At 64.5% G+C, this 23,561-nt stretch carries 26 protein-coding genes; 9 read left to right on the forward strand and 17 right to left on the reverse strand.

The annotated features are described in order from the left end of the window. Positions 1-2 precede the first annotated feature (2 nt). On the reverse strand, positions 3-1,307 hold the full coding sequence (locus CH251_RS10200) for a carboxylesterase family protein (protein ID WP_256978944.1): 1,305 nt from the start codon (positions 1,305-1,307) through the stop codon (positions 3-5). A gap of 66 nt (positions 1,308-1,373) precedes the next feature. Here CH251_RS10200 and CH251_RS10205 point away from each other — a divergent pair, with 66 nt between their 5' ends. The 4 genes from CH251_RS10205 to CH251_RS10220 all read left to right on the forward strand — a co-directional run bounded on the left by CH251_RS10205 (position 1,374) and on the right by CH251_RS10220 (position 5,733). Further along, complete coding sequence (locus CH251_RS10205) at positions 1,374-1,925, forward strand: TetR/AcrR family transcriptional regulator (RefSeq protein WP_094613050.1); 552 nt, start codon at positions 1,374-1,376, stop codon at positions 1,923-1,925. 102 nt (positions 1,926-2,027) lie between these two features. Continuing rightward, positions 2,028-3,617 (forward strand): GMC oxidoreductase, encoded by a 1,590-nt coding sequence (locus CH251_RS10210; RefSeq protein ID WP_094613052.1) that lies wholly within the window; start codon positions 2,028-2,030, stop codon positions 3,615-3,617. A 22-nt stretch (positions 3,618-3,639) separates the two neighbouring features. Further along, entirely contained in the window at positions 3,640-4,932 is a 1,293-nt protein-coding gene (locus CH251_RS10215) for a lipase family protein (protein ID WP_256978945.1), read from the forward strand. A gap of 45 nt (positions 4,933-4,977) precedes the next feature. After that, entirely contained in the window at positions 4,978-5,733 is a 756-nt protein-coding gene (locus tag CH251_RS10220; protein ID WP_094613054.1) for an EAL domain-containing protein, read from the forward strand. 8 nt (positions 5,734-5,741) lie between these two features. Here CH251_RS10220 and CH251_RS10225 read toward each other — a convergent pair whose 3' ends face one another. The 4 genes from CH251_RS10225 to CH251_RS10240 are packed head-to-tail and all read right to left on the reverse strand — an operon-like array spanning position 5,742 to position 9,468. After that, a complete protein-coding gene (locus tag CH251_RS10225) occupies positions 5,742-6,353 on the reverse strand; it encodes a methyltransferase (protein WP_094613055.1) in 612 nt (203 codons plus the stop codon). A gap of 23 nt (positions 6,354-6,376) precedes the next feature. Beyond that, a complete protein-coding gene (locus tag CH251_RS10230; RefSeq protein ID WP_094613057.1) occupies positions 6,377-7,369 on the reverse strand; it encodes a tripartite tricarboxylate transporter substrate binding protein in 993 nt (330 codons plus the stop codon). After that, positions 7,366-8,889, reverse strand: coding sequence for a tripartite tricarboxylate transporter permease (locus tag CH251_RS10235; RefSeq protein ID WP_094613059.1), 1,524 nt, complete (start codon positions 8,887-8,889; stop codon positions 7,366-7,368). Before CH251_RS10235 ends, CH251_RS10230 begins: the two co-directional genes overlap by 4 nt. Before the next feature lie 3 nt (positions 8,890-8,892). Further along, a complete protein-coding gene (locus CH251_RS10240; protein ID WP_179273434.1) occupies positions 8,893-9,468 on the reverse strand; it encodes a tripartite tricarboxylate transporter TctB family protein in 576 nt (191 codons plus the stop codon). Positions 9,469-9,610: 142 nt separating this feature from the next. Here CH251_RS10240 and CH251_RS10245 point away from each other — a divergent pair, with 142 nt between their 5' ends. Further along, a complete protein-coding gene (locus CH251_RS10245; RefSeq protein WP_094613063.1) occupies positions 9,611-10,450 on the forward strand; it encodes a MurR/RpiR family transcriptional regulator in 840 nt (279 codons plus the stop codon). Next, on the forward strand, positions 10,450-11,619 hold the full coding sequence (locus CH251_RS10250; protein ID WP_094613065.1) for an MFS transporter: 1,170 nt from the start codon (positions 10,450-10,452) through the stop codon (positions 11,617-11,619). Before CH251_RS10245 ends, CH251_RS10250 begins: the two co-directional genes overlap by 1 nt. Position 11,620: 1 nt before the next feature. On the opposite strand, the gene CH251_RS10255 is transcribed toward CH251_RS10250, so the two are convergent. The 5 genes from CH251_RS10255 to CH251_RS10275 all read right to left on the reverse strand — a co-directional run bounded on the left by CH251_RS10255 (position 11,621) and on the right by CH251_RS10275 (position 15,803). Beyond that, a complete protein-coding gene (locus CH251_RS10255) occupies positions 11,621-11,995 on the reverse strand; it encodes a GNAT family N-acetyltransferase (protein ID WP_373454939.1) in 375 nt (124 codons plus the stop codon). A 139-nt stretch (positions 11,996-12,134) separates the two neighbouring features. After that, a complete protein-coding gene (locus CH251_RS10260; RefSeq protein WP_094613069.1) occupies positions 12,135-12,851 on the reverse strand; it encodes a TetR family transcriptional regulator in 717 nt (238 codons plus the stop codon). Between the two features lie 46 nt (positions 12,852-12,897). Further along, positions 12,898-13,683: an SDR family oxidoreductase gene (locus CH251_RS10265; protein ID WP_094613070.1), complete on the reverse strand. Its 786-nt coding sequence runs from the start codon at positions 13,681-13,683 to the stop codon at positions 12,898-12,900. Then, positions 13,680-14,660, reverse strand: a complete 981-nt coding sequence (locus tag CH251_RS10270) for an SDR family oxidoreductase (RefSeq protein WP_094613072.1) — start codon at positions 14,658-14,660, stop codon at positions 13,680-13,682. Before CH251_RS10270 ends, CH251_RS10265 begins: the two co-directional genes overlap by 4 nt. A 165-nt stretch (positions 14,661-14,825) precedes the next feature. Beyond that, positions 14,826-15,803, reverse strand: a complete 978-nt coding sequence (locus CH251_RS10275) for a bile acid:sodium symporter family protein (protein WP_094613074.1) — start codon at positions 15,801-15,803, stop codon at positions 14,826-14,828. Between the two features lie 200 nt (positions 15,804-16,003). Between CH251_RS10275 and CH251_RS10280 the strand changes: the two genes are divergently transcribed. Continuing rightward, the gene (locus CH251_RS10280; protein WP_094613322.1) at positions 16,004-16,411 is read left to right on the forward strand and encodes a hypothetical protein; all 408 of its coding nucleotides are present in this window, start codon (positions 16,004-16,006) and stop codon (positions 16,409-16,411) included. A gap of 10 nt (positions 16,412-16,421) precedes the next feature. Here CH251_RS10280 and CH251_RS10285 read toward each other — a convergent pair whose 3' ends face one another. After that, positions 16,422-16,706, reverse strand: a complete 285-nt coding sequence (locus CH251_RS10285) for a hypothetical protein (protein WP_094613075.1) — start codon at positions 16,704-16,706, stop codon at positions 16,422-16,424. Between the two features lie 47 nt (positions 16,707-16,753). Here CH251_RS10285 and CH251_RS10290 point away from each other — a divergent pair, with 47 nt between their 5' ends. Further along, positions 16,754-17,128, forward strand: coding sequence for a hypothetical protein (locus tag CH251_RS10290; RefSeq protein ID WP_094613077.1), 375 nt, complete (start codon positions 16,754-16,756; stop codon positions 17,126-17,128). 84 nt (positions 17,129-17,212) lie between these two features. On the opposite strand, the gene CH251_RS10295 is transcribed toward CH251_RS10290, so the two are convergent. Next, complete coding sequence (locus CH251_RS10295; protein WP_094613079.1) at positions 17,213-17,623, reverse strand: hypothetical protein; 411 nt, start codon at positions 17,621-17,623, stop codon at positions 17,213-17,215. Positions 17,624-17,889: 266 nt separating this feature from the next. Here CH251_RS10295 and CH251_RS10300 point away from each other — a divergent pair, with 266 nt between their 5' ends. Next, complete coding sequence (locus tag CH251_RS10300) at positions 17,890-18,336, forward strand: ABC transporter permease (RefSeq protein WP_256978946.1); 447 nt, start codon at positions 17,890-17,892, stop codon at positions 18,334-18,336. Positions 18,337-18,365: 29 nt separating this feature from the next. On the opposite strand, the gene CH251_RS10305 is transcribed toward CH251_RS10300, so the two are convergent. From CH251_RS10305 to CH251_RS10325, 5 genes are all read right to left on the reverse strand, one after another. Beyond that, on the reverse strand, positions 18,366-18,935 hold the full coding sequence (locus CH251_RS10305; protein WP_143537819.1) for a hypothetical protein: 570 nt from the start codon (positions 18,933-18,935) through the stop codon (positions 18,366-18,368). Between the two features lie 228 nt (positions 18,936-19,163). After that, positions 19,164-20,189, reverse strand: a complete 1,026-nt coding sequence (locus CH251_RS10310; protein WP_094613324.1) for a hypothetical protein — start codon at positions 20,187-20,189, stop codon at positions 19,164-19,166. Positions 20,190-20,194: 5 nt separating this feature from the next. After that, a complete protein-coding gene (locus tag CH251_RS10315; RefSeq protein WP_094613083.1) occupies positions 20,195-21,310 on the reverse strand; it encodes a glycosyltransferase in 1,116 nt (371 codons plus the stop codon). Then, the gene (locus tag CH251_RS10320) at positions 21,307-22,452 is read right to left on the reverse strand and encodes a polysaccharide biosynthesis C-terminal domain-containing protein (protein ID WP_094613325.1); all 1,146 of its coding nucleotides are present in this window, start codon (positions 22,450-22,452) and stop codon (positions 21,307-21,309) included. Before CH251_RS10320 ends, CH251_RS10315 begins: the two co-directional genes overlap by 4 nt. Next, a complete protein-coding gene (locus CH251_RS10325) occupies positions 22,449-23,519 on the reverse strand; it encodes a glycosyltransferase (protein WP_256978947.1) in 1,071 nt (356 codons plus the stop codon). Before CH251_RS10325 ends, CH251_RS10320 begins: the two co-directional genes overlap by 4 nt. Between the last annotated feature and the right edge of the window lie 42 nt (positions 23,520-23,561).

A 23,561-nucleotide genomic window follows, 5' to 3' on the forward strand; every position in this document is an offset into this window, starting at 1 on the left:
TGTCAGAACACCAGCGAGCGCTCGGGCAGCCCGGCCACTCCCTCTCGGGCGAACGCAGCCCACGTGCGACGTACCCTGGCGGCCAACGCCGTCGGCGGTGTGTGGCCGGCCAACATCGGCGCGTCCGACCACGCGTCTCCGAACAGCAGTGGCAACTCGATGCAGTGACATGCCCCCAGCGGTGCGTCTTTCGGTGCCCAGTCGATCCGATAGCTGGCGACGCGACCTCCGGCGCGGTGCCACATCTTCACCATCCCGTCGACGCCGAACAGCATGCTGGTGACGAGTCGGACGACTGGCGCTGTGAGTGTCGAACTGACAACGCCGAACCTGTTGAGCCACAGCATGTTCGTTACGATGTCCACGAACGGAGCAGCGTCGTCTCTGGTGTGACCGATCAGGAGCTCGACGCGAGGGGCGCTTCGGCGTAGCGCGTCGTCGGGGTCACCGGACAGTGGTTCGAGGTGAGCAACCGGCCCGAACGGCATTCCGCCCGCGGCACCGAACCTGCGCACGGCACGCGTCACGGCGTGTTCGGCATCGAGCACGTCCGACGGGGGAGCGGTAGCCGGATCCGTGCGAAAGTGAGCTGCGAACGCCGTTCGTGCCGTGTCGTACAGAGCCGAACGACCCGATCGCAATCCGAGAGGGGCACTCTGCACGATTGCTCTCGAGAACAACCCTTCGGCGGCCTCACACGCCATCAGCGTGAGGACGGCATCACCGCCCGCGGACTGACCGAACACCGTCACGTTGTGCGGTTCACCACCGAATCGAGCGATGTTGTTCGACACCCAGTGCAGTGCCGCGATCTGATCCTGAACACCGATGTTGCTGTCCCCTTCGCCTTTCGGGGTCAGGTAACCGAACCCGCCGAGCCGGAAGGTGACGCTGACGACGATGACACCTTCCCGAGCTAGGTGGTCGGCGTCGCACTTCTCGGCTTCTCCGCCCCCGGAGACGTAGCCACCGCCGTGCAGCCACACCATGACCGGAAGTCCCTCCGCCGCAGCAGGAGCGGTCACCGTCAACACGAGGCAGTCCTCGCTCTGTTCGAGCCCGTCGATCATCGGGCCAGTGACATTGTCGAGCCGGGAGGGAAGTTGAATGCACACCGGGCCGCGGCGGGTGGCGTCGCGCGTCGTACCCGGAGTGTCGACCGGTTCGGGTCTACGGAATCTCGTGGCCGTGGCGTACGGAATCCCCCGAGCGTGAATCAGCCCGTCGAATTCGACGGCTTCGAGGTCTCCGCTGGTGGTGCCGGTGATCGTGCGCCGCGTCGATCCGGCAGTTGTCTCGTCGTTCAAGTCCAGAACCCCCCCTGTGTCGAACAGCGTGAGCATATCGTCCGCCCGTGGCGTCATAATCGGACCATGCGGTCCAAGCAGAAGATTCTCGATGCCACACTCGGGTTGATCGCCGAGTCCGGCTTCGAGGGCGTCACGATCGCGGCCGTGGCTCGTGCTGCTGGTGTCACGCGGCAGACGGTGTATTCGATCTTCACCACCCGCGAGGACATGGTCTCCGAGGCGATGGTGGGCCTGATCGTCGACGTGCTGGGCGGTATCAGGGACAAGGCCGATCAGGCCGAAACTCCGACGGAGTTCATCGTCGAGACCGTGGTCGCTGCGCGCAATCTCATTCGCCGCGAACCTGTTCTGAACTCGTTGTTGCGCTCGGGCAACGCGAACCCGCTGTTCGACGCGGACATGATGGATCGGGCGCTACCGGTGGTGCGCCAGTTTCTCGACGGATACGTCGAGCGCAATCCCGGCTTCGATTCCGCGCAGTTCGACGGTATCGACGGGGTCGTCGTGCGGGTGGGGCTGTCGGTGATCCTGTTCGACGACCCGTCCATTAACGAGGACGACGGTTTGCGTGACTACCTCGAACGGTGGTTGATCCCGGTCTTGCCCTTTGCTTAGCAAGAAAAACTTGACACCCAAGTCCCCTTCTGTCTAGTTTGGCACCGCGCGTACATGTGACCCGAGTCTCGATGCGTGCGCGTCAGCAACCGTGGGGGGAACGTGTCGAATCTGAATCGTCGGTCATTTCTGGGCGCTACCGCGGTTGCGGGTCTGGCTGCCGTGGCAGGGACCGGTGTGGCCCGCGCGGACACCCGAACCAGAACCCGGATTCCGCTCACCCGCGAGGACCATCGGGTAGTCGTCATCGGATCCGGATTCGGCGGCGGCGTCGCAGCGTTGCGGCTTGCCGAGGCCGGCATCCCCGTTCTGGTGCTCGAGCGCGGAAGGCGTTGGCCCACAGGGCCGAATGCGAATACCTTCCCCAACGCGACCGCGCCGGACAAGCGAATGCTGTGGTACGGCTCCAGCCCCAATCTGTTCGGTAGGCCCGTTCCGTTCGATCCGTACGTTGGCCTGCTCGAGGCCGTCCCCGGCGACAACATGACCGCGCTGTGCGCCGCGGGTGTCGGCGGTGGATCCCTGATCTATCAGGGGATGACGCTGCAGCCGTCGCAGGCCGTGTTCGAGACGCACTTTCCGGTCGAGCTCGACTGGACGAGGTTGAATGCAGTCCACTACCCCCGGGTCGCGCGGATGCTGCAGCTCGCGCAGGCCCCGGACGAGTTGATCGACACTCCCAATTATCGAGCGGCGCGGGTGTTCGCGGACAGTGCGCGTCGGGCGGGTCTGCCGGTGTCGAAGATTCCGATGCCGATCGACTGGAACTACGCCCTCGACGAAACCCGCGGGGTGATGAAGCCGTCGTACACCAACGGTGCGGGTGCATTCGGCGTGAACAACGGCGGCAAGCATTCGGTCGACGTCACCTACATCGCAGCTGCAGAGGCGACGGGGCTGGCCACCGTGGCGACCCAGCACAACGTCACGCACGTCGAGCGTGCCACCGATGGTCGCTGGACCGTCCATGTCGATCGAATCGATTCCGACGGAACGGTGTTGGAGAACAAGATCCTCACCACCGGCGCGTTGATCATGGCCGCAGGCAGTCTGAACACCACCAAGCTGCTTGTCCGCGCAGGTGCCACCGGTGCGATTCCCGATCTACCGGACCAGCTCGGGCAGGGCTGGGGTACCAATGGCGATCGCATCTACGTGTGGTCGAGCATCGAGCAGCAGTTCGGTACGCCGCAGGGCGGTCCGGTGGTGTTCGGCAGCTTGAACTGGGACGATCCGCGTACCGCTCACACGGTCATCCAGGCATCGATACCGCCACTGTCCTTCGATGCGCGCAGCACCATGCTCGTCGGATACGGAGTCAGCGACGGGCGCGGCCACTTCGGCTACGACTCGGCGCGAGACGAGGCCCAACTGCACTGGCCGGCCAACGGCGACTCCGTCATTCAGGACGGCTCCATCGATCCGACGGTCCGGCGCATCGCAGGTTCGGGCAGCATCCTCACCGATACCAATGCGTTGTTCCCGTCCACCTGGCATCCGTTGGGCGGGGCGAACATGGGCCCGGTGTGCGACCTCGACGGCCGTGTGCACGGTCAACGCGGACTGTACGTTCTCGACGGTGCGTTGATGCCCGGTAACACCGCGGCCTGCAATCCGTCCATGACCATCGCGGCGTTGGCCGAACGAGCGCTGGACAACATCGTCGCCCGCGACCTCGGCACGAACATCTGATCCCCTCGGCAGAAAGAGCCCAATGCATCTGTATCGCACCATGATCGGTGTCGTCGCAACCGCCGTACTCGCGTCCACGGTGACCGCACTCGGTACCTCGACTGCGCACGCCGATCCCGTCGACGACTTCTACGTGCCACCTGCGCAACTCGACGACAGTCCGGGATCCGTCGTGCGGACGCAACCGATGTCGTTGTTCGCCGCTCTGCCGGGGACGGACGGCTCGTATCCGGCGCAGGCGCAGCGGGTGTTGTACAACTCTCGGACACAGGACGATACGCCGGTGGCAGTGTCGGGCACGTTCATCGAGACCGAGGTTCCGTGGCGCGGAGCCGGCCCGCGACCGACCGTCGTCGTTGCCCCCGGAACCGTCGGGCAGGGTGATCAGTGCGCCCCGTCGAGAGCATTTCCCACCTCGATCAACGCTGTGGCGCAACCATTGTCGATCTCGTTCAATCAGGAACTGCTCTCGTCCACGCTGTGGGGGTCGATGGGCGCGAACGTGTTCGTCACCGACTACATCGGACTGGGAACGCCCGGCCTCCACACGTACGTGAACAGGGTGGAGGAGGCGCACGCCGTGCTCGACGGTGCCCGTGCAGCAACAGAATTGGCCGGCGACGAGAATGCACCGATCGGGATCTGGGGCTACTCACAGGGCGGGGGAGCGGCCGCCGCCGCTGCGGAACTCGCCGGCGAGTACGCGCCGGAGCTGAACATGAAGGGGACGTGGGCCGGGGCTCCGACGGCCGATCTGCTCGAGGTGTTGAAGACGGTCGACGGGACGCTGATCGGCGGTGTGATCGGGTATGCCCTCAACGGATTCGTCGAACGGGACCCGAGTCTGCGGCCGCTCATCGAGGAGCGAATCACCGATCACGGCAAGGCGGTGCTGAACGAACTGTCGACGGAATGCATCGGCGACACGATTCTCGAGCACCCGTTCCTGCGCACGGAGACGCTGACGAAGGACGGCAAGTCCATGTTGGAGAACCTGCGTGGCATCCCGCAGGCCGGGGCGATCTTCGACGAGCAACGCATCGGCCGCAGTACGCCGAATGCACCGGTGATGATCACCAGCGGAATCAACGACGACACAGTGCCGTACGGCCAGGCCCGGCAATTGGCGTACGACTGGTGTGACCGGGGCGCGAGCGTCGAGTTCCGCAGCAACGGTTTGCCGCCGATTCTGCAGGGTGCGGTGTTGCCCAACCACTTCGGACCGCAGCTGATCGACGGCTACGGCGGCGAGGCTGCCCAGTTCCTGATGGATCGGTTCGCCGATCTTCCTCTGGCAGCATGCAGCGTCGATTGATCGAGGTCGCGGCCGAACTACTCGCTCGGATGTATTCGATGACCCGTGTCGTCGACTAGAGGTGCCTCGACGCCGCTGCATTCGACACTGTTGCGTGCGAGGCGTCGGGTAGAGGCCGTGATTGCCTGCGGTGGTCCGCAGATCGTCTTTCAGCCGATCGTTCGAGCTGGTGACGGTGCGATCGAGGGATACGAGGCTCTTTCTCGTTTTCCGGCCGGCGGCGGTGACACCGAAGCGTGGTTTGCCGATGCTGCGCACTGTGGCCTGGGGCCCGCACTCGACAGATCGGCGGCGCTCAGAGCACTGGAAGAATCCGCTCGTCTGCCGAGCGGGCCCTTCGTTGCGGTGAATCTCAGCGCTGCAACGCTGTTGGTCGACTCGGCTCTGGTCGATGTACTGCTCGATGTCGGGCGGCGTCGGCCATTGGTTGTCGAGATCACCGAACATGCCGCCCTCGTCGACGAGAACGCGGTGGTGTCCGTCCTGGCCGAACTTCGACGCGGCGGGGTGGCCGTGGCGGTCGACGATCTGGGATCGGGGTACGCGGGAATGCGGCATCTCGTCCTGCTCGAACCCGAGATCGTCAAACTCGATGCCTTCGTCGTCCACGAGATGAAGGCGAACCGGGCGAAGATGGCTCTGGCCGAACTGGTGCTCGAGTTCGCGCGCAAGACCGGCGCCCGATGCGTGTTCGAGGGTGTGGAGACCGACGAGGACCTCGCGGCGGCCATGTCGATCGGGGCAGACTTGCTGCAGGGCTACCGAATCGGCCGCCCTGCAGCGGTGGATCTGTTTGTTTGAGGCGGTGTTCAGTGGCTGCGGGCCGAGAAGCTCTTCCGCTTCGAGGCCTCACGCGCCACTACTTCCTCGGCAGCGACGATGACGACGTCCACATCGGAGCTCTTCACGACGACCACGCCGTCTGCGTCGGCGACGATGACGTCGCCGGGGCAGACGACGACGCCTCCGAGCGCCACCGGCTCGTCGAGCCGGCCCGGCCCGTTCTTGTACGGTCCTGCCGGTGTGACACTTCGGGCGAACACGGGTAGTCCCAGTTCGGCCAATGCGTCGGCGTCGCGGACGGCACCGTCGATGACGAAGCCCGCAATACCCAAAGATTTGGCGCGGATCCCGATGAGATCGCCGATGAGGGCGCGGGTGTCGTCGCCCGAGCCGTTGACGACGATGACGTCGCCGGGGCGGGCGTCGTCGAGAGCCTTGTGGATGTAGAGGTTGTCGCCCGACCGGGTCCACACGGTGTAGGCCCGCCCGGTGACTGCTGCCCCGGCCCAAATCGGTCGGAGGCCGGCGATGATGCCGAAACGTTCCTGGGCATCGCCTACGTTGGCCGCGGGCACTCGAGAGAAGCGTTCGATCATGTCGTCGGATACGGCAGTGGCGGAATAGGTTTCGGTACTCATGAGATCAATGCCTTTCGGGTGTCTTATTGCTGGTCGGCGAGCAGTTCGGCGATGATCGGCTCGATCTCGGTTTCACGCTGTTCCCACAGGGTTTCGACGTCAGCGCCGGAGACCCAATCGGGTTGTGTCGCTGCGCCGGTCAGCTTCTCGGCCACGGTCGGGTCGGCCAGCGCGGTCTCGAGGGCGTTCTGCAGCGTGGTCATCGTCGCGTCCGGGGTGCCTGCGGGGGCACTGATGGCGAAGTTGTTGGTCATGAACGGGGCGTCGAATCCTTCGCTCGCCAGCGTCGGTACGTCGGGGATGAGCTTGTTTCGCTCCTCGGTGAGTACCGAGAGGATGTTCACTTCACCCGAGGCGAACTGGCCGTAGAAGCTGGACACTCCGCCGAGGGCGAAGTCGGTTTCGCCGGAGACCAGTGCCGAGATCTTGTCCGCACCACTGTTGTAGTGAACGATGTTGAAGTCCAGGCCCAGAGTGTCTTCGAGGGTGCGCAGGTTGACGTGATCGTCGCCCGCACGGGAATCGGTGCCCACCGTGATGGTGCCCGGGGTGGCCTTCACGGCATCGAACAGTTCGCCGATGTTCGCGTAGGGGCTGGACTTGTTGACCCCGATCACGATGTCGTTGGACGCGAACGACCCGATGGGGGAGAAGCTTTCACGATCGAAGCCGGCCTTCTTGCTCGGGTCCAGGTATCGCCCGAGGATCGACGGAATATTGGTGAAGCCGATGGTCTCGCCGTCCGGCTTGGCGTTGGCCAGGTAGTTCAGTCCGACGACCTGGCTGCCGCCCTCTTTGTTGACCACTTTGACCGGGACTCCCAGCTCGGCTTCCATGGCCGGTGCCATGATGCGGGCCAGGATGTCGTTGCCTGCGCCTGCGGCGGACGGGACGACCCATTCGACAGTGGCACCGTCACGTGGGAACGGTGCTCCCGAATCGGTTGTGCCCCCGCTACATCCGGCAATCAGTGCGGCGGTGGAGATGGCCGCAACGAGGATGGGTAGTTTTTTCATGAGACGGGCTCCTTGATGGGGTGGTTCGCGGTGGCGCGGCGGGAGAGGATGCGAGCCAGGACGGGGCGCAGCATTCCGAACAGAACGGCTGCGATGAAGACGAGCAGGAGAACCTTGTTGATGGGGCCTTCGACGAAGACTCCGTAATCACCGCGGGACAGTGACAGTGAGCGCTGAAAGTTCTCTTCCAGCAGTGGCCCGAGGATCAGCGCCAGGACGAGGGGTGTGAGCGGAATCTTGGTGAGGTGGAACAGGTATCCGACGACGCCTGCGCCGAGCATGATGAAGATGTCGAAGACGCTGCCGTTGATGCTGTAGACGCCGAGGAACATGAAGGCCAGGATCATCGCCATCAGGTAGTGGAACGGGATCTTCAGTACAGCAATCCACAGACGAACCAGCGGCACGTTGAGAATCAGCAGGATGATGTTGCCGACGAGGAAGCTGGCGATGATGGTCCAGGCGACCTCGGGGTTGTCGCGGAACAACAGTGGGCCGGGGATCAGACCGTTGATGGTGAAGGCGCTGGCCATGATGGCGACCGTGGCGGAGGTAGGGATACCGAGGGTGAACAGTGGAATCATCGACGACAGCGCGAGCGCGTTGTTGGCCGATTCCGGTCCGGCGACACCCTCGACGGCACCCTTGCCGAATTGCCCGGGACGCTTGGTGAGCTTCTTCTCCATTGCGTAGGACGCCAATGAGGTTGCGGCACCCGGAGATCCGGGGAGCAGGCCCATGAAGAAGCCGATGATCGATCCGCGCATCGTGGGGCCTGCAGACCGGGTGATGTCGGTCTTGGTGGGCAGCAGCTTGCCGACGGCGAGTGGTCGTCGGCCGGCACCTCCCGCCGAGCGGGCCTGGATGAGGATCTCGGTGAGGCCGAAGCAGCCCATCACGACGGCTACGAGTGCGACGCCGTCGAACAATTCCGGCATGCCGAACGTGAATCGCTGGACGCCTTGGCCTGAGTCGATGCCCACCGACGCGATGGCCAGTCCGAGTCCGACGCTGATCAGGGCTTTCGCGGGGTTGTTGCCCGAGAAGCTGGTGATTAGGGCCATGCCGAGCAGTGCGACGAGAAACAGTTCGGGAGCGCCGAATTCGAGTGCGAATCGGCTGAACGGGGCGACGACGACGAATCCGATGACGCCGACCAGTCCGCCGACGAACGACGCGAGTGCGGCGACGACGAGAGCGGGTCCGCCGCGTCCACTCTTGGCCATCTCGTAGCCGTCGAGCGTGGTGGCGATGGACGACGCCTCACCCGGAATGCGCAGCAGTACTGCGGTGACGGTGCCGCCGAACGCGGCACCGTACAGGATGGCGGCGAGCATGATCAGCGCTGTGGTGGCGTCGAGTCCGAAGGTGATCGGTATCAGCAGTGATACCGCCGCGGCGGGACCGAACCCGGGGAGGACACCGACGAGCATCCCGAGCACGCAGCCGAGTAGTGCGAACAGCAGATGCGTCGGAGTCAGGACGTTGACGAAGCCTGCCATCAGATCGGGAAATCCCATGACTCACAACCCCCAATCAGCGAGGAACGGAATGGAGGAAGCCGGCAGGGCGGTGCCGAGCCAGACGTCGAACACCAGCCGGGTGGCCAAGGTGGTGGCCACTGCGACGCCGACGGCGACCACCGGGGTGCGCTTGCCGACGAACGTCAACACGACGGCGAGCATCAGCGCCATGGACAGCGTGTAGCCGAGTGTGGGGAGAACCAGTGCGGCTCCGGCGATCGCGGCAACGACCACTCCGATTCTGATCCAACCGGCGCGGTCGGGCAGTTCGGCCTCGTCGGCGTCCTCCTCGTTGTCACTGGAGAGGAATGCGACGGCCGCGGAGGTAGCAGGTTCGAGTTCGGAATCCGGTTCGGGCGCGCTCGTTCGCGGTGCTCGGACGAGCTGAATTGCCCACATCGCACCGCCGAGGATCATGCCGAGGCCGCCCACCAAAGGCAGGAAGCCCGCCCCGACGCCAGGGTCGGCTGTGACGCCGTACCCGGTTGCCATGGTGACCGTCGCCAGGCCGACGACGAGGGTCGCGCCGAGCACGATCCATTCGATCGTGTGTTGTGTGCCGAGCAGTACCTTCACGGCCTGCCGCCTTTCTGACATATGTTCGGATGCGGCCTGAGAAGGTCGGCCGGGTTGCTGTGCTGTGGATCACTTGCAATCTTGCACAGGTTTACAGGATTGTGGTTGAGTGTGTCAACAGACACAGTGGAAAGTGGAGGGTATGAGCTTCCGAACAGTGGTGGCGAGTAGCGGCAAGTCGCTGAGCGCGTCCGAAAAACGGGTCATTGCGGTGCTTCTCGGCGAGCCCGAGCCGTCGAGTCTGCGCGCAGCCCCAGTCGCGGCCCGCGCGCAAACTCACGAGTCGACCGTCGTGCGGTTGGCGCAGAAGCTCGGATACAGCGGCTTCCCGGACTTGCGCGCGGATCTCGAACGCGACAACCCCGAACCCGTGACCGCATCGGCTCTGATGCGCAGCGATACGGGTCACGAACTGGCTGTCTTCGCGCGCGACGAGGCCCGTGCACTGGAGCGGTTGTCGAGCTTCATCCCGCAGGAGCAGCTGGTGGACGTGGCGTCCTCCATTCATCGGGCGCGGGTGGTCTACCTGTTCTCCAAGGCCGACGAACGCCCGGCCCTTGATATGCTGGCCCGCCGTCTCCGCCGACTCGGTCTTGTCGTCGTCGAGCTCGGTCTCGGGGGAAAGGACCTCGCCGAGCGGTTCGTCAGCTTCACCGAGGATTCCGTCCTTATTGCGTTCGCGCTGCGCGAGGCACCGTCTCAGCTACCTGCTCTGGTCCGTGAAGCGGAACGACGCGGCGGCACGTCGATCCTGATCAGCGATGCGCCGGGATATCACTTCCGGCCCGCGCCGACGCATCTCCTCGTCGCGCAACGCGGAGACGATTCCGAGTACAACACTCTCATCATTCCCATCGCCATTGCGTACGCACTGCAGTTGGCAATCTTCCACCTCGATCCCGATCGGTACGGGGCGGTGCGCGACGACATCAACGACGTGTCGAGGTTGGTCGGAGGAACCGACGAAATTCCCTTGCGCTGATGGCTTCTCGTGATTCCGTTGCTCTGACCGTTCAGGCGACGACTGCGCAGGCCGGGTGGGTCGGGGTGCGGTTGATGATCGGTTATCGGGCGATCGCCGAGGGGGCCGACACTCGAACGCTGGCGGTGATCGCGGCATTGTTCGCCGCGCCCGCGGTGTTGGCGGCCCTGCCGATCGGGCGCATCGCAGACAGGTTCGGCGGACCGGTGGTGATCGTATCGGGAATCGTTCTGTGCTCGATCGCAACCGGTGTACTCGTTGCGTTTTCGGCAATGTGGGCGTTGCTCGCGTGCACGGCCGCGTTCGGTCTGGGCAATCTTCTGATCATGATCGGGCAGCAGGCGTTCGTTGCACACGTCCATGTCGACGGCAAAAACGAAAGTGCCTTCGGCGCATTGACGGCCGCCGCGTCGATGGGTCAGTTGGTCGGGCCGCTCGCGGTGACGGCCGTCGCGTCGAGATTCGGCGGCGCGAGCGTCGAGAGTCCGAACACGACGGCAGGCATCCTCACTGCCGGTGCGTTCACCGCGGTAGCGCTCCCCACCGCACTGTTCTTGATGCTCGGCCGCAACCACATTCGCGCGCAGCAACCTGCCGAGGGGGAAGCATCGGGGTTGAAATTGCTGAAGCTGCCGGGCATGTGGCAGTCGTTGACGGTCAGCGGCGCAGTGCTGGTGACGGTCGATCTGCTCTACGCCTTCGTGCCGGCGTGGGCCGTCGAGCGTGGGGTGTCGGTGACGACGGTGGGGTGGCTGCTGGCGTTGCGTGCCGGGGTGTCGGTGGTCAGCCGAGTGGGGCTCGGCAGACTCGATGCGAAGTTCGGTCGCACCGTGCTGCTCAATGTTTCGCTGACGGCGGGCGCGATCGCTCTCGCAGTGCTGCCGTTCGTGCAGGCAGTCGGAGCAATCGGAGTCATGATTGCACTCGGCATCGCGTTGGGTATTCCGCAGCCACTGACCATGTCGTGGGTGGTGTCGATCGTGCCGAAATCCACGCAGGGGGAGGCGTTGGGATTGCGGATGTCCGCCAATAGATCTGCCCAGATTCTCATCCCACTGATTGTCGGTGCCATCGCCGGGCCATTCGGGGTGACGGGCATTCTGCTCGGTAATGCGCTGGTGCTCGGGGGATCGATCGTCGCGGCCTCGCATCCGAGGAGTCGAGGCTGACTCAACTGGAGCGGGTCAGCATCTTCACGTGCGGAATTCCCGCTTCCAGGTATTGCTCTCCCACTCGAGCGAATCCGAAGCGCCCGTACCACTTTTCGAGGTGCGCTTGCGCGGAGATTTCGACCACCCCGGGGTATGCCTTCAGTGCGGCCTCGACGAGTTCTCCCGCATAACCGCGGCCACGCCCCTGAACGGCGGTGGCGACGCGGCCGATGTGGACCGTGTCCTCGACGAGGACGCGGAGGGTGGCCACCACCTCGCTGCTCTCGTCCTGTATCCAGAACAACTCCGTCGTCGGAAGCAGATCTGCACCATCGAGTTCCGCCTCGTCGACGATCTTCTGCTCGTGCACGAACACAGCGACCCGAAGCGCCATGATGCGGTACAGGGTGTTCGGTGCCACGTCCGCAAGCGGTGCATGGTGGAGATTCGACACGGAGGTCCATTCTTGGCGGGGGGTGCTGCCTGGATCGGGCGATTCTCCCACGTCGCCCGGTGTCGGCTCGCACCGAATGTCAGTGCGGTGGGATCAACAAGTGAACTCGCTCCACGAGCCCCAGTGCGGTGGCCGCGTCCGCGCCCTCGAATACCGCTGTGTGGATCCCTCGCATGGCCCCGGTGAGGAGGTGCGCGGTGGCGACGATGTCTGTGTCGCTGCGGATCTGTTGTGCTTCCGTCGCGGCCCTCAGTAATTGTGCAATGGCATCGACGAAGCTGTCGTGCCAGCGTTCTGCCGAGCCCTCGGATCTCGGTACTCCGAGATTGCGGAACAGTACGTGGGTGCGCGGGGTGTCGTAGATGCTCGCTGCCGCGATATGGAGAAATGTCTGTAGTTGCTCGAGTGGGGTGTGCGGCCAGCTGGCTGCTGCCGATTTCTCGTGGATGCGGCCGATCAGCACGGTGGCGGCGTCGTCAACGGCGGCCTGGAAGAGTTCACGTTTGGTGGGAAAGTGGTGGAACGCGGTTCTCGGCGCGAGACCGCAACGGAGAGCGACACTTTCGATCGTGATGTCGGCGTAGTCGGAGTCTCGTAATAGTTCCTGGGTGGCCTCGATCAGTCGGGCCGCTGCAGGCCCGGGTTCGTCGGTAGCCGAAGACCCGGCCCATCGATAGAGCGTCGTGGTGTGGATGCCCAGCGAAGTGGCCACGGCTGCCGGGCTCTCGGAACCGCCGAAAGCACGGGCGACAGCTTCCTGCCGATCGGCGAGTGTGAATCTGGAGACCCTGGCCATGGTCGTGACACTACATTCCTCGTCAGGTGCCGAGTCCGGCTCGAACCTAGTGGAGCATCCGCGCGAGGGCGGGCAGTAGAACTCGTGCGGGGACGAGACCCGCCGCGATTGCCTGAACGGTGTTTCGCCGGCCCGAGATCACCTGCGGCCGAGACCTCTTGGCGTCGAGTGCGCGCAGTGCAGTGGCCACGACCTCGTTCGGTGTTTGATAGGTGCCGGTCGCTGCGGCGGAGTCTCCGATGACATCGAAGAACTCGGTGCGGGTCGGGCCAGGATTGAGTGCGAACACCCTGACTCCGTTCTGTGTCGATTCGTACCACAGGGACTGGCTGAAGCTCAGCACGAACGCTTTGGCGGCCGCGTACACCGCGAGCGAGGGAACGGGCTGGAAAGCCGTCGTGCTGGCCACGTTGACGATCGTCCCGTCCCTGCGGTCGATCATGTCCGGAAGGAACGCCGAGCAGATGTCCACGACAGCGCGGATATCGACGGCGATGAGGCGCTCGAAGTCGTCGGCATCGCCGTCTGCGAATGTTCCCTGTACGGCGAACCCTGCGTTGTTGACGACGAGATCGATCTGCTCGGGCACGATCTCGCGCAGTCGTCGTCCGCTCGCTTCCTCGGACAGGTCCCAGGCCACTGTGCGGCAACGGATTCCGTGTTCCTGCTCGAGCTCCTTCGCCAGAGCGGTCAGTCGGTCTTCCCGTCGGGCGACGAGTACGAGATCGGAGCCCCGTGCCGCCAGCGCCCGGGCGAACTCGGCACCGATTCCGGAACTCGCGCCGGTGACCAAGGACCGGCCGGGACGGTACCGAGAACCTCGGCCGATCATCGATCCGACCGCCCGAGCTCAGCGGCCGAGCGCCGTGCGAACTGTTCGTACGACGTGGGAGCGTGGCCGAGGAGCGTCGGAAGAACTTTCAGGTCTCCTGCCGGCAGGCCGTGGCCGTCGTAGTGGGTCATCATCGTGCGGTACGCCGTGCGTGCGTCGGCGGGCCAGTTCTTCATGTCACGCGGGTTGGACGCAGCCTTGGCACCACGAACGAGGTGGCCGATGGACTTCAGTTTCGTCGAGAGCAACGCGTGTCCGACGACCGAGGCGAGCGCAGGCAGCACCGTCAGTGAGTTCGTCAGCGACGACGGCGGGATCCGAATTGCAGTTATCTCGTGGCCGAGTACATCCGACCAGATCTCGGCCATTTCGTGACGCGTGAGTTCCACGGTGGACAGGTCGTAGACGCGACCGGTGTGCGGCGCTGGGTCGATCAGGATGTTCGCGGCCGCTTCGGCGACGTCGGCTACATCGACAACGCCCATGACGCTGTCCGGTGAAACCGGGTACGGCATCACGCCGGCCTGCAGAAATTCCCATACTTCCAAGTAGTTCTGCATGTAGTGCGACGGTCTGAGCACCGTAGTGGGAATTCCGCTGTCGCGCAGCATCCCTTCGGCGATGTCCTTCTGGTGATGGTGCGTCAGCTGATGCAGGTTCGGATGGATCACGGAGTGGAAAACGATGTGCTTCAACCCGCTTGCCGGTCCCACTGCAATCAGGTGATCGATGATCGGCTTTTCGTCGATGATCTGCGTCGGCGCAGCGTGGTAGAGGACGTCGGCCCCTGCCAGGGCGGTGTGGAGCGTGTCCTGTGATCGGAGATCACCTACGACGACCTCGGTGGCTCCGTCCTTGCGAGTGGTCTCCGCTTGCGCCGTGTTCTTCACTACCGCTCGAACCGGCACGTTCTGTGCGGCGAGCTGTCGAACGAGCAAGCGGCCGACACCACCCGCGGCACTGGTCACTGTGATCATGGGGCCTCCTCGACGTCGAACTCGGCGGTGGCCGAGCGTGGTGCAAATATTGCATATCGAGTGCAGATAACGCAAGGAGTCTTGAACTGAAAAATCCGGTGCAGCTGGCCGCGCTCAGCGCGGTCAGCTGCACCGGATTCTTGTGTGTAATCCAGCGTGGAGGCTCTACTCGGTTGTCGTACGCGTCGATTCCGGTGCGCGCTCGGCCGGCCGTGGGTCGGTCGAGCGCCTGGACCAGTAGCTGGCGAGAAGCGAGCCGGACACGTTGTGCCACACCGAGAAGATGGCTGCGGGCAGAGCCGCCGCGGGGCTGAAATGGACCGACGCGAGTGCTGCGGCCAGGCCGGAGTTCTGCATTCCCACCTCGATGCTGATCGCGCGTCGGCTGGCGACATCGAGTCCGCATGCCTTGCCGATGCCGTAACCCACCGCGAGTCCGAGCGAATTGTGCAGCACCACGGCCACGACGATGAGTGCTCCGATCGAGAGCAATGTGGGTGCACTGGCTGCCACGACGAGGACGACGACGGCGGTGATTCCGGCGACCGAGATCAAGGGCAGAGCGTCGAGCATGCGATTGATGATTGTCGGAAACAGTAGGCGCAGAACAACTCCCAGTACGACGGGTACCAGCACGATCTGCAGGATCGAGACGAACAGGCCACCGGCGTCGACCGGCAGGTATTCACCGGCGAGCCAGAGCACCAACAGTGGCGTGAGGATCGGTGCGAGCAGGGTGGACACCGACGTCATCGCCACCGAGAGCGCGGTGTCGCCTTTGGCCAGGTAGACCATCACATTGGACGCAGTGCCGCCCGGAGCCGAACCGACCAACACCATGCCTGCGGTCAACGCGGCAGAGAGGCCGAGCAGGTTGGCAATGCCCAGACCGAGGAGCGGCATCGCGACGAACTGTGCGGCCACACCGAGCAACAGTGCCCACGGTCGGCGGGCGACGACGGCGAAGTCGGAGAGCCGCAACGTCATTCCCATGCCGAGCATGATGATCGACAGCAACCACGGAACGGCCGGTGTGCCGCCGCTGAACGTGTCGGGAGTGATGAGGGCCAGCGCTCCCGCCGCCACGACGATCAGGGCGAACCACTTGCCGGTGAACTCGCTGACGGTTTTCAGCTTGGGCATGCGGAGTCTCCTGTGCGGTCGGGGCACGGCCCCGGGCGGGCGCGCAACCCATCGAGCCTAGCCGCAGCCTCGACCGGCAGGTGCCCACGGCGCAGGGCATTCGAATAGAACAAGACCAATCGGCCTCGTTCTGGCAGTATCAACTTCTACGTGAACCGCTGCCGGCCACAACCGAAGGACGACGAACGCATGACGTCACCGTGAACAAGCTCTCGACGGTGGCACTGCTGATCCTGCTCGGTGCGGCGGGGACGTTCAACGGACTGTCCTTGACCTCCGATCCCAGTGGGCGGTCGCTGGGGTTGAACGTCGGAATGCTCCCCAGCTGGCATACCTGGGACTACCGCATCTCGGGGTTGTTCGTGCTCTTCTTCCTCGGACTCGGACCGTTGATCTGCGTGGCTGCCGTGCTGGTCGACGCGTCCGAGGCTGCGGTGTATGTAGCGTGTGCGGGGCTGGTGACCATCGGGTGGGTGGTGTGGCAGCTCGTCGTGCTCGACATCTACGCTCCTCTCGCCCACATTCCCCTCACGCTGTTGGGGGTGGCGTTGCTCGTCCTCGCAATCGGCCAATTTCGTGCGCGTGTCCGCGAACGCAGCCGGCAGTAGATCCACAGGTTCACGCCTTCGCGCTCGATCGTCGCCCGCGCCGGACTCTGGCAACGGTCACCCCAGCCAGGATCACCCCAGCGACCGTGATGAAGTCGGATTCGGTCAACCCTCTGTTCGCGTCGACCACGTACAGCACTGCGCCTTCGATGGGGGCGTTCAAGAACAGCCACAGGATGGAGGAAGCGACCAGCGATATCGCTGCGGGCCACGACGGCTTCGCGAGACACCATGCTGCAGAGGCAAATACTGCATTCATCAGTACGAGGGCGTGGAACGGATCGGTAGTCGGCACCGGTCCATCATGACCGAGTGCGGACGGTCAGGTCCTAGTCTGGTCACGTGCACAACGAGGATCATCGCGAAGCCAACCGCGGACTACTGGACTCGCTCCTGTCGGCGGTAGCCCTCGTTGTCGGAGGTGGGCTGGGTGTATTGGGTGCCGTGTGGGCACTGAGAGTGGCACCGGATCTTCCGTCGATTTTCGCCGTGCCGGTTCGGGATCGTGGCGTGACCGCGCCCGACGTACCTCTTACGTATTGGCTGACGTGGTTTATTCCGCCGATCGCTGTGTACGGCTGCTACGGACTGATCGTGTGGGCTGCGCGCCCGTCGATGTGGGTGAGCGTCTGCACCATTGGATCTTTCACTGCAATCTACGGACTTCTGGCCCTCCTCTGGATTTCCCTGGATGTGGGGGGCTTCTCGCCGGGTTAGGGTCGCGAGGCTCGCAGCCATTTCGCCTCCTGGTCCGGACTCGAGTTGACGAACGCATCGGCATGCAGAGGCACGCTCCACCGTCTAGCCGTCAGATTTCACCAGGCCTTCGACTGTCTCAGCTGCTGGTCCGGTCACCTGGACCAGCACGTTGCCCGTCGCTCGGTCGGTCAGCGCAGTGGTGCACACTCCGCGGGTAGGTGATGTCCAGATGGTCAATGCGGATTCGTTTGCGCCGTCCTCTGTTCTGAACTCGTCGGAGTAAGTCGGGACTGTTGCAGCTGACGCAATTTCGGGAGACTTTGCCACCGACAGCTCCTCCGTGTCGCGGGAACCGAAAGTGGCGCGGACCGTAGCTGCGCCGTCGTCACCGCAATCGACGGTGGCGACCATTACGGCGTCCGGCCCGCCCACAGTCGGCACTGCTGTGTCGTCGACTGTGCAACCAGCGACGGGCAGTACGACAGCGATGACGGCGGCGAGACCTCGTCGCAAGTCGCCGTTCTTCTCGATCCGGACGTCGTTGATTGCCTACTCCTTCGCCTAACTCGTGCCCTGTGTGGGTACATGTCTGGTTCTGGCATATTTCGTACCACATGGTGTGGTTCGATTGCGTCCGTGAGCGATCAGAACAACCACCGAGTCGACCAGACAGTCGGTGCCTCAATGGACAACGTTGCAACCGACCCCGAAGACGAAGCTGTTTCGGGCGAGGGCTGGACTTCCTAGGTCCGTGCACATTCGGCGGTTAGGCTGCCTGCATGGTGCGATCAGCGTGGTGGGCTTTGACCGTCGCTGCGTTGGCATTCACCATGTGGGATGCGAACTCGCTGACCATGTTCGATATGTCGATGTCATGCTCGAAGATCGGCGAAGGCGGAACCTATGAGTGCGGCGACCGAGCCATCGACGTGCTGGGGGTATGGCCCCTGATCGGCGTAGGACTGTTGCTCGCAACGCCACCAGCAGTGGCAGCGATCGCGATGCGAAAGTCGGTGTCCTGGTTTGCTGTCGTAGTCCTCCTGGGCTTGTTCGTTACCGGACTGTTCCGCATCACGAGTGACTCCTACACGAGGTTGCTCATCTTTGCTCTTCCCTTGGCCGTCATCGGATCGGTAATCACGGCGTTCCAGCGAACTGTCCCTGGAAAGCGGATGCCCGCAAGTAACCCCGGCGCATCTTTTGGACTGTTCGTCCGAACCCGCTAGATCAGAAGCGTCGACGGTCCGGAGAGCGTTCAATCCCATCGGCTGAACCAGCTGCCGCTGCGGAGCCCTGCTCCGCCCAGTCCGCGCGATGTCCGCGATGTGGTGGTCCACAATCGCTCCACACTCTCCGACGCCGAAATGATCTGTCGGCCATCGATTCTGGCTTCGGACTCGGAGATGCCGAGCTTCGGGTTGGCGGTGATGATCCGAACGGGTCCGGGTGGAGGTATGGGACGAAGAAACACGGTGGCCTGCAGTGAACCGGCATTGCCCGAAGCCTGCCGGACCTCGAGAATGGTCCCGGCGGGCGCGGCGCGGTCCAACGAAATGGCGGTGCCGTCCGAGAATTCGATCCCGAGCCGAATCGGTGCAATCTCATCCGGCCACCGGTCGGCCGTGTCATCATCGCTCAACGCGAGGCCGTAATCGGACTGCTCGGTCAGAGCAGCGACCAGGAGGATCACCCCGAACGAATAGACGTGAACGCCCGAGAGCCAGATGACCGCGCTGTCGGTCCGGTTCAGGTCCGGTGTCTCCGGCAACACGACTGGTCTCTCACTGCGGAGCGCCTCGCCGAGGGTCGAATATTCGGAGGCCACAGCTACTTCCTACCGGATGAGAGTCAACCACCGCGATACGCCAGTACGCATCCCATCTGCAGGACTACATGCGACCGTCCCAGCATCTGCACAAGACGCTCCACTCGAGGCTTCGGTCGGCGGGATTCACACGCGCGCGTCGCGGAGTGGAGCAGAAGTTGCCTCAGGAAAGGCTGACCGGACCTGATTGTTCGGTATCGAGTCGAGTGCACGGGATCCTGCCGAGCTCTACGAACCCCGCACCACGTCGTATGCCGGCTTGGCGCTGAAGTCCGTGCGCAGCAGTCCGTAGTTCTGTTCGGTGTCGGCGAGGTTGGTTCCCGAGTCCCGCAGGGAGTGCACGAAGACCGGGCCGACGTAGGGGAGCGACGACGCCTTGGCCAGGCTCGAGCCGATGATGGAGGCCTGGAGATCCTCGGGAACCGCTCCCGGGCCGTTTCCGGTGGGTGCGCCGAGTTCGGTGATCCAGATCTTCTTGCCACCGTCGCCGTTGGCCACCATCGTGCCGTAGGCCTGATCCACCTGTGCCCATTGGCCGTTGGGGTCGTTCTCGACGGTGAACGGGAAGGTGTAGGGGTGCAGGGCCACGGCGTCCATGAATCCGCCTGCTCCGGCGGCGTACATCTGCTGCAGGAAGGTCACCGGTGCGGTGGTCCAGGCTCCGGCGTTGATGGTGGTTGCCAGTCCTGCGCTCAGCACGGTGGCTCCGGCGTCGGCGTTGTGGATCGCGGGGTAGGCCGCGCGCAGCATGTTCGTGTAGCGGACGGCGTCGACGGGTGCGAAGAAGGTCGGGATGTTGGGCTCGTTCCACACCTCGTAGTGGTCGACGCGATTACCGAGGTGCGCCGCGGCCGCTCCGGCGAATGCGCCGAAGGCATTGGGATCCAACGGAACTGCACCGGGCAGAGGTGAGGCGATGCCGCCCTGCGCCCATCCGGGGGTTCCGCCGAGCACGGCCAGTACCGAGTAGCCCTGCGCCGTCGCGGCGTTGATCACGCGATCGGTGTTGCCCCAGTCGAACACTCCCGGTGCCGTTTCGATTGCGGCCCAGTTCACGACCACCCGCACCCACGATGCACCGATGTCGCGTCCGGCACCGAGCTCGTTGTTCAGCGTGGCGTCGTCGAGCGTCAGAAACGGTGCGCCACCGGTGAAGCCCAGGTCGGCCGGGGCCGCGTGAGCGACGGGTGTGGAGAGTCCGACGGCGATCGCGGCGGCTGCGGCAACGGTGAGCAGACGGGAGCGGAAGGTCATGGCGATCATCCTAGGGTGCTCGTCAGCGGGGCGCTGATCAGTGCTTCGACGGTGGAATGGGGTACGCGATCGTTCCAGCGCGCGGTGTTCAACTCGTAGATGCGCTCACCTGCCTTGACGGCGGCGGTGCGGTCGAGCAGGTAGCGGCGGCATTCGGCGACGAACTGCTCGGTGTCGTCGAACGTCGGTAGCTCGAAGATCGAGTCGAGCGATCCGACGGCAGCCGAGGTTCCGACGACGGGTAGTCCCTTGCTCGCGGCGTCGAGGATCTTGACGCGCACGCCGCCGCCGGTGGCGACCGGAGCGATCAGCGCCCGGCAGGTGCCGAGGAATTCCTGCAGGTCGTCGACGAAGCCGAGATCGCGGACTCCGGCGGGGTAGACGGGATCTTTGGCACCCGGGGCCTTCGCTCCGATGATGCACAGTTCGGCTCCCTCGATGCCCGCGGAGATCGCCGGCCAGTAGTCGAGCGCGATCTTGAAGGCCTCCTGGTTCGGCGGCCAATCGCGAGTCCCCATGAACACCAGGCGCTTCGCGGTCGCGGACAGGTCCAGCTGCGGCGCGGGTTCGAGAGTGAGGTCGATCCACCGAGCGTCGCGAACTCCGTTGTCGCGGTACATCTGCGCTTCGTCGGCATCGTAGGTCCCGACGGCATCTGCCGCGCGGGCGACGCGAATCTCGTCCCGCAGGATGCGTGGTGCCTCGATGCGGCCGATCACTCCGCGCGTCACCTTCCACACCTGCGACTCGGTGTTGACGGTGTTGATTGCGAACGGTGACCCCAGCTTGGACGAGCGCAGAAACGACTCGGCCATGTAACTGTGTTCGGCCACATACACGTCGGAGGTGGATGCGTCGATGGCGTCGCGGAAGGCGTCGACGTCGTAACGTCCGTGGACCACCGAGCGCGTCGGCCGCACCGACTTCATCAGCAAGCCCACATCGACCTTGGGCTTGGGTACGCGCACGACGTCGGGGGCCACGTCGGTCTCCTTGGACAGGCAGATCGACCGCACCTCGAATGCCTCGCGGGCGAGCTGCATCATCAAGCGAGACAGCGCGATATCGCCGCCGTGCTCGGTGACGGGGTCTTTGGAGAGCAGGAACGTCGCGCGTCTCATTGCGTCACTTCTTCTTTCACCGGATCGCGGTACAGGGCACGCATGAACCAGACGAGCAGTACGGCGTCGGTGACTACCGAGGCCACGGCTGCGCCGACGGCACCGAAGGGGAACAGGCACAGGACGAGAACCATCTTCAGCGGTGCCAGCGTCGCCGCTGCCATCACTCGTGTGCGGTCGCGGTGCTGCAGGTAGAGCACCGTGGTGAACACGTGGTTCATCACTCGCATCACCACGAACAAGGACATCACCACGAGTGCCCCCGCGACCTGAGGGGACGCCGGTGTGAAGAAGAGCAGCAGACCCGCCACCAGCAGCAGTGAGCCTGCGGCACCGCCGAGCACCGCGGTGTGCTTCAAGGCCGGTCCGGCGCTGACGAGTCCGTCTGCTGCACGCAGCTTTTCGTGGAAGGTGTTGCCGAAGGCCTGACCGATGAACGCCACCGCCCAGGCCGTCACTGCAGCGACGGAGTAGTAGCCCGCGATGGTGGAGTCGGTGAGGAAGCCGAGCAGCAGCACGTCGCCTTGGATGTAGACCGCGTTGGCGAGGTTCTCCGAGAACAGCATCGACATCTCGCGCCAGGAACCGGGGATGCGCGGAGCTGCGGCGCGCGTCCGTACCGCGGCCAGCACGGCGATGACGAAATACGGTGCGGCGTAGAGCAGACTCGCGACAGTCAGATTCGGGTCGGGCACGGCGAACAAGTACGCCGTCGCGAGCGCGATGGACGTGGCTTGGCGTGTTGTGTCCAGCCGCTGGGTGAGGTCGGGGCGGCCGTCGCGCAGTGCCCTGCTCTTGTAGGCATTGAACACCAGCTCGCCACCGCCGATCACGAGGGCGAACCAGGCGATGTAGTTCACCTGCACCAGGCACAGGCCGCCGACGATGAGAACGGCACCGACGAGCACGCGAGTAGTGCGCTCGCCCAGAAACTCTCGTTCGTTCACGCGGATCGAGCGCACGGTGAAGGGGTGATCCAGTGGAGCTGCGATGATCGCAGCGAGGGCGAAGGCCATCGCGTACTGGCCGTAATCGGAGATCCCCAGCTTGGCGATCAGCGCGACGGTCCACAGCAGGCCGATGCCGCGGCCGCCGTAGGTCCACAGAGCAGCGATCCCGGCCTTGAGCAGATTGGCGTTCATTGCGCCGCCCACACGGAGACGAAGTCCTCGACGACGAGCTCTGCGGTGTGGGAGATGCGCAGCGCCTCGACCTCGCGTCGAAGTTTGCCCAGCGCAATCGGATCGGTGATGAGTTCGGCGGTGGCGTCGGCGAGTTCGTCGACACCGCCGTCGACAACCAGGGCTCCGCTGTCGGACTCGGCGAGTGCGCCGACCTTCAGGCAGGTCACCGGGGTCTGATACGCGATCGCTCGCGTCACCACCGAGGAGGCGGGGAACGCATCTCCGTAGATACTCCGTTTGCCGTAGGGCAGGACGAGTGCGCGGATGGACGCGAAGAAGGCATCCTCGTCCGGTCCGTTGACCTCGCCGAGTATCTCTACGCCGTCGACGGGGTCGAGCAGTTCGGTTCCCCGGCCTGCGATGCGGATCGCGATGTCGCGGGGGAGGCTGTCGCGGAGTTGGTGGATCTGGTCGAAACCTTTGCCGCGATACACCAACCCGAAGAGTCCGACCGCAAGCGGCCGCTCCTCGGCGGGGGTGATGTCGGGACGCGCGGGAACGAAGAGGGCGCTGGCCTTGGCGGTGGCGTCGGGGTACTCGCGCGCGAGTGAATCGGCACCGGAGCGGGTCAGAGCGAACAGCGTTCGGCTGCCCGCCACTCGGCGTTCGAGTGCGCGCCATGCCGACCGAAGTGGGTAGTGCAGGCCGTGATTGAGCACTTTCTTGCCCGCGAGGAACTTGGTTCGTGCGGGCCACCAGACCAGTCCGGGCGGGTCGTGCACCGTAGCGGTCACAACCGGGTCGCCGGTGAGCTGGGCGGTTGCCCAGAACGGCATCACCGAACCGCCGCTGAGTTCGCAGTGCACGATGACGCGGCCGGGATCGGCGTCGACGAGTTCTTGAATTGCTTTGCGGTGGCGCAGGATATCGCGCATCGAGTGCGATCCGGGTCCCTCGTGGCGATACTCGATCACCTCGGCGAAGTGCGGCCGCACGGCGTCGGCGAAGTCGTCGGCATAGTCGCCCACGCCGCCCACCCCGGATCGGGGGGCGACGTAGACGAGTCGGCAGTCACGCAGGATCACCTTCCGGTGGCTCCCTTCCGTCGTGAGCGGAAGTTCGTAGTG

Source organism: Rhodococcus sp. 06-462-5 (assembly GCF_002258315.1).
GTDB lineage: Bacteria > Actinomycetota > Actinomycetes > Mycobacteriales > Mycobacteriaceae > Rhodococcoides.

What these genes read in the sequence shown, in the direction of transcription:
- CH251_RS10260 (WP_094613069.1), bottom strand. Translation starts at nt 12,851, where the DNA reads ATGGCCAGGGTCTCCAGATTCACACTCGCCGATCGGCAGGAAGCTGTC.
- CH251_RS10270 (WP_094613072.1), bottom strand. Translation starts at nt 14,660, where the DNA reads ATGATCACAGTGACCAGTGCCGCGGGTGGTGTCGGCCGCTTGCTCGTT.
- CH251_RS10310 (WP_094613324.1), bottom strand. Translation starts at nt 20,189, where the DNA reads ATGACCTTCCGCTCCCGTCTGCTCACCGTTGCCGCAGCCGCCGCGATC.
- CH251_RS10320 (WP_094613325.1), bottom strand. Translation starts at nt 22,452, where the DNA reads ATGAACGCCAATCTGCTCAAGGCCGGGATCGCTGCTCTGTGGACCTAC.
- CH251_RS10245 (WP_094613063.1), top strand. Translation starts at nt 9,611, where the DNA reads ATGAGCTTCCGAACAGTGGTGGCGAGTAGCGGCAAGTCGCTGAGCGCG.
- CH251_RS10255 (WP_373454939.1), bottom strand. Translation starts at nt 11,995, where the DNA reads ATGGCGCTTCGGGTCGCTGTGTTCGTGCACGAGCAGAAGATCGTCGAC.
- CH251_RS10300 (WP_256978946.1), top strand. Translation starts at nt 17,890, where the DNA reads ATGGTGCGATCAGCGTGGTGGGCTTTGACCGTCGCTGCGTTGGCATTC.
- CH251_RS10230 (WP_094613057.1), bottom strand. Translation starts at nt 7,369, where the DNA reads ATGAAAAAACTACCCATCCTCGTTGCGGCCATCTCCACCGCCGCACTG.
- CH251_RS10225 (WP_094613055.1), bottom strand. Translation starts at nt 6,353, where the DNA reads ATGAGTACCGAAACCTATTCCGCCACTGCCGTATCCGACGACATGATC.
- CH251_RS10215 (WP_256978945.1), top strand. Translation starts at nt 3,640, where the DNA reads ATGCATCTGTATCGCACCATGATCGGTGTCGTCGCAACCGCCGTACTC.
- CH251_RS10265 (WP_094613070.1), bottom strand. Translation starts at nt 13,683, where the DNA reads ATGATCGGCCGAGGTTCTCGGTACCGTCCCGGCCGGTCCTTGGTCACC.
- CH251_RS10205 (WP_094613050.1), top strand. Translation starts at nt 1,374, where the DNA reads ATGCGGTCCAAGCAGAAGATTCTCGATGCCACACTCGGGTTGATCGCC.
- CH251_RS10235 (WP_094613059.1), bottom strand. Translation starts at nt 8,889, where the DNA reads ATGGGATTTCCCGATCTGATGGCAGGCTTCGTCAACGTCCTGACTCCG.
- CH251_RS10275 (WP_094613074.1), bottom strand. Translation starts at nt 15,803, where the DNA reads ATGCCCAAGCTGAAAACCGTCAGCGAGTTCACCGGCAAGTGGTTCGCC.
- CH251_RS10315 (WP_094613083.1), bottom strand. Translation starts at nt 21,310, where the DNA reads ATGAGACGCGCGACGTTCCTGCTCTCCAAAGACCCCGTCACCGAGCAC.
- CH251_RS10250 (WP_094613065.1), top strand. Translation starts at nt 10,450, where the DNA reads ATGGCTTCTCGTGATTCCGTTGCTCTGACCGTTCAGGCGACGACTGCG.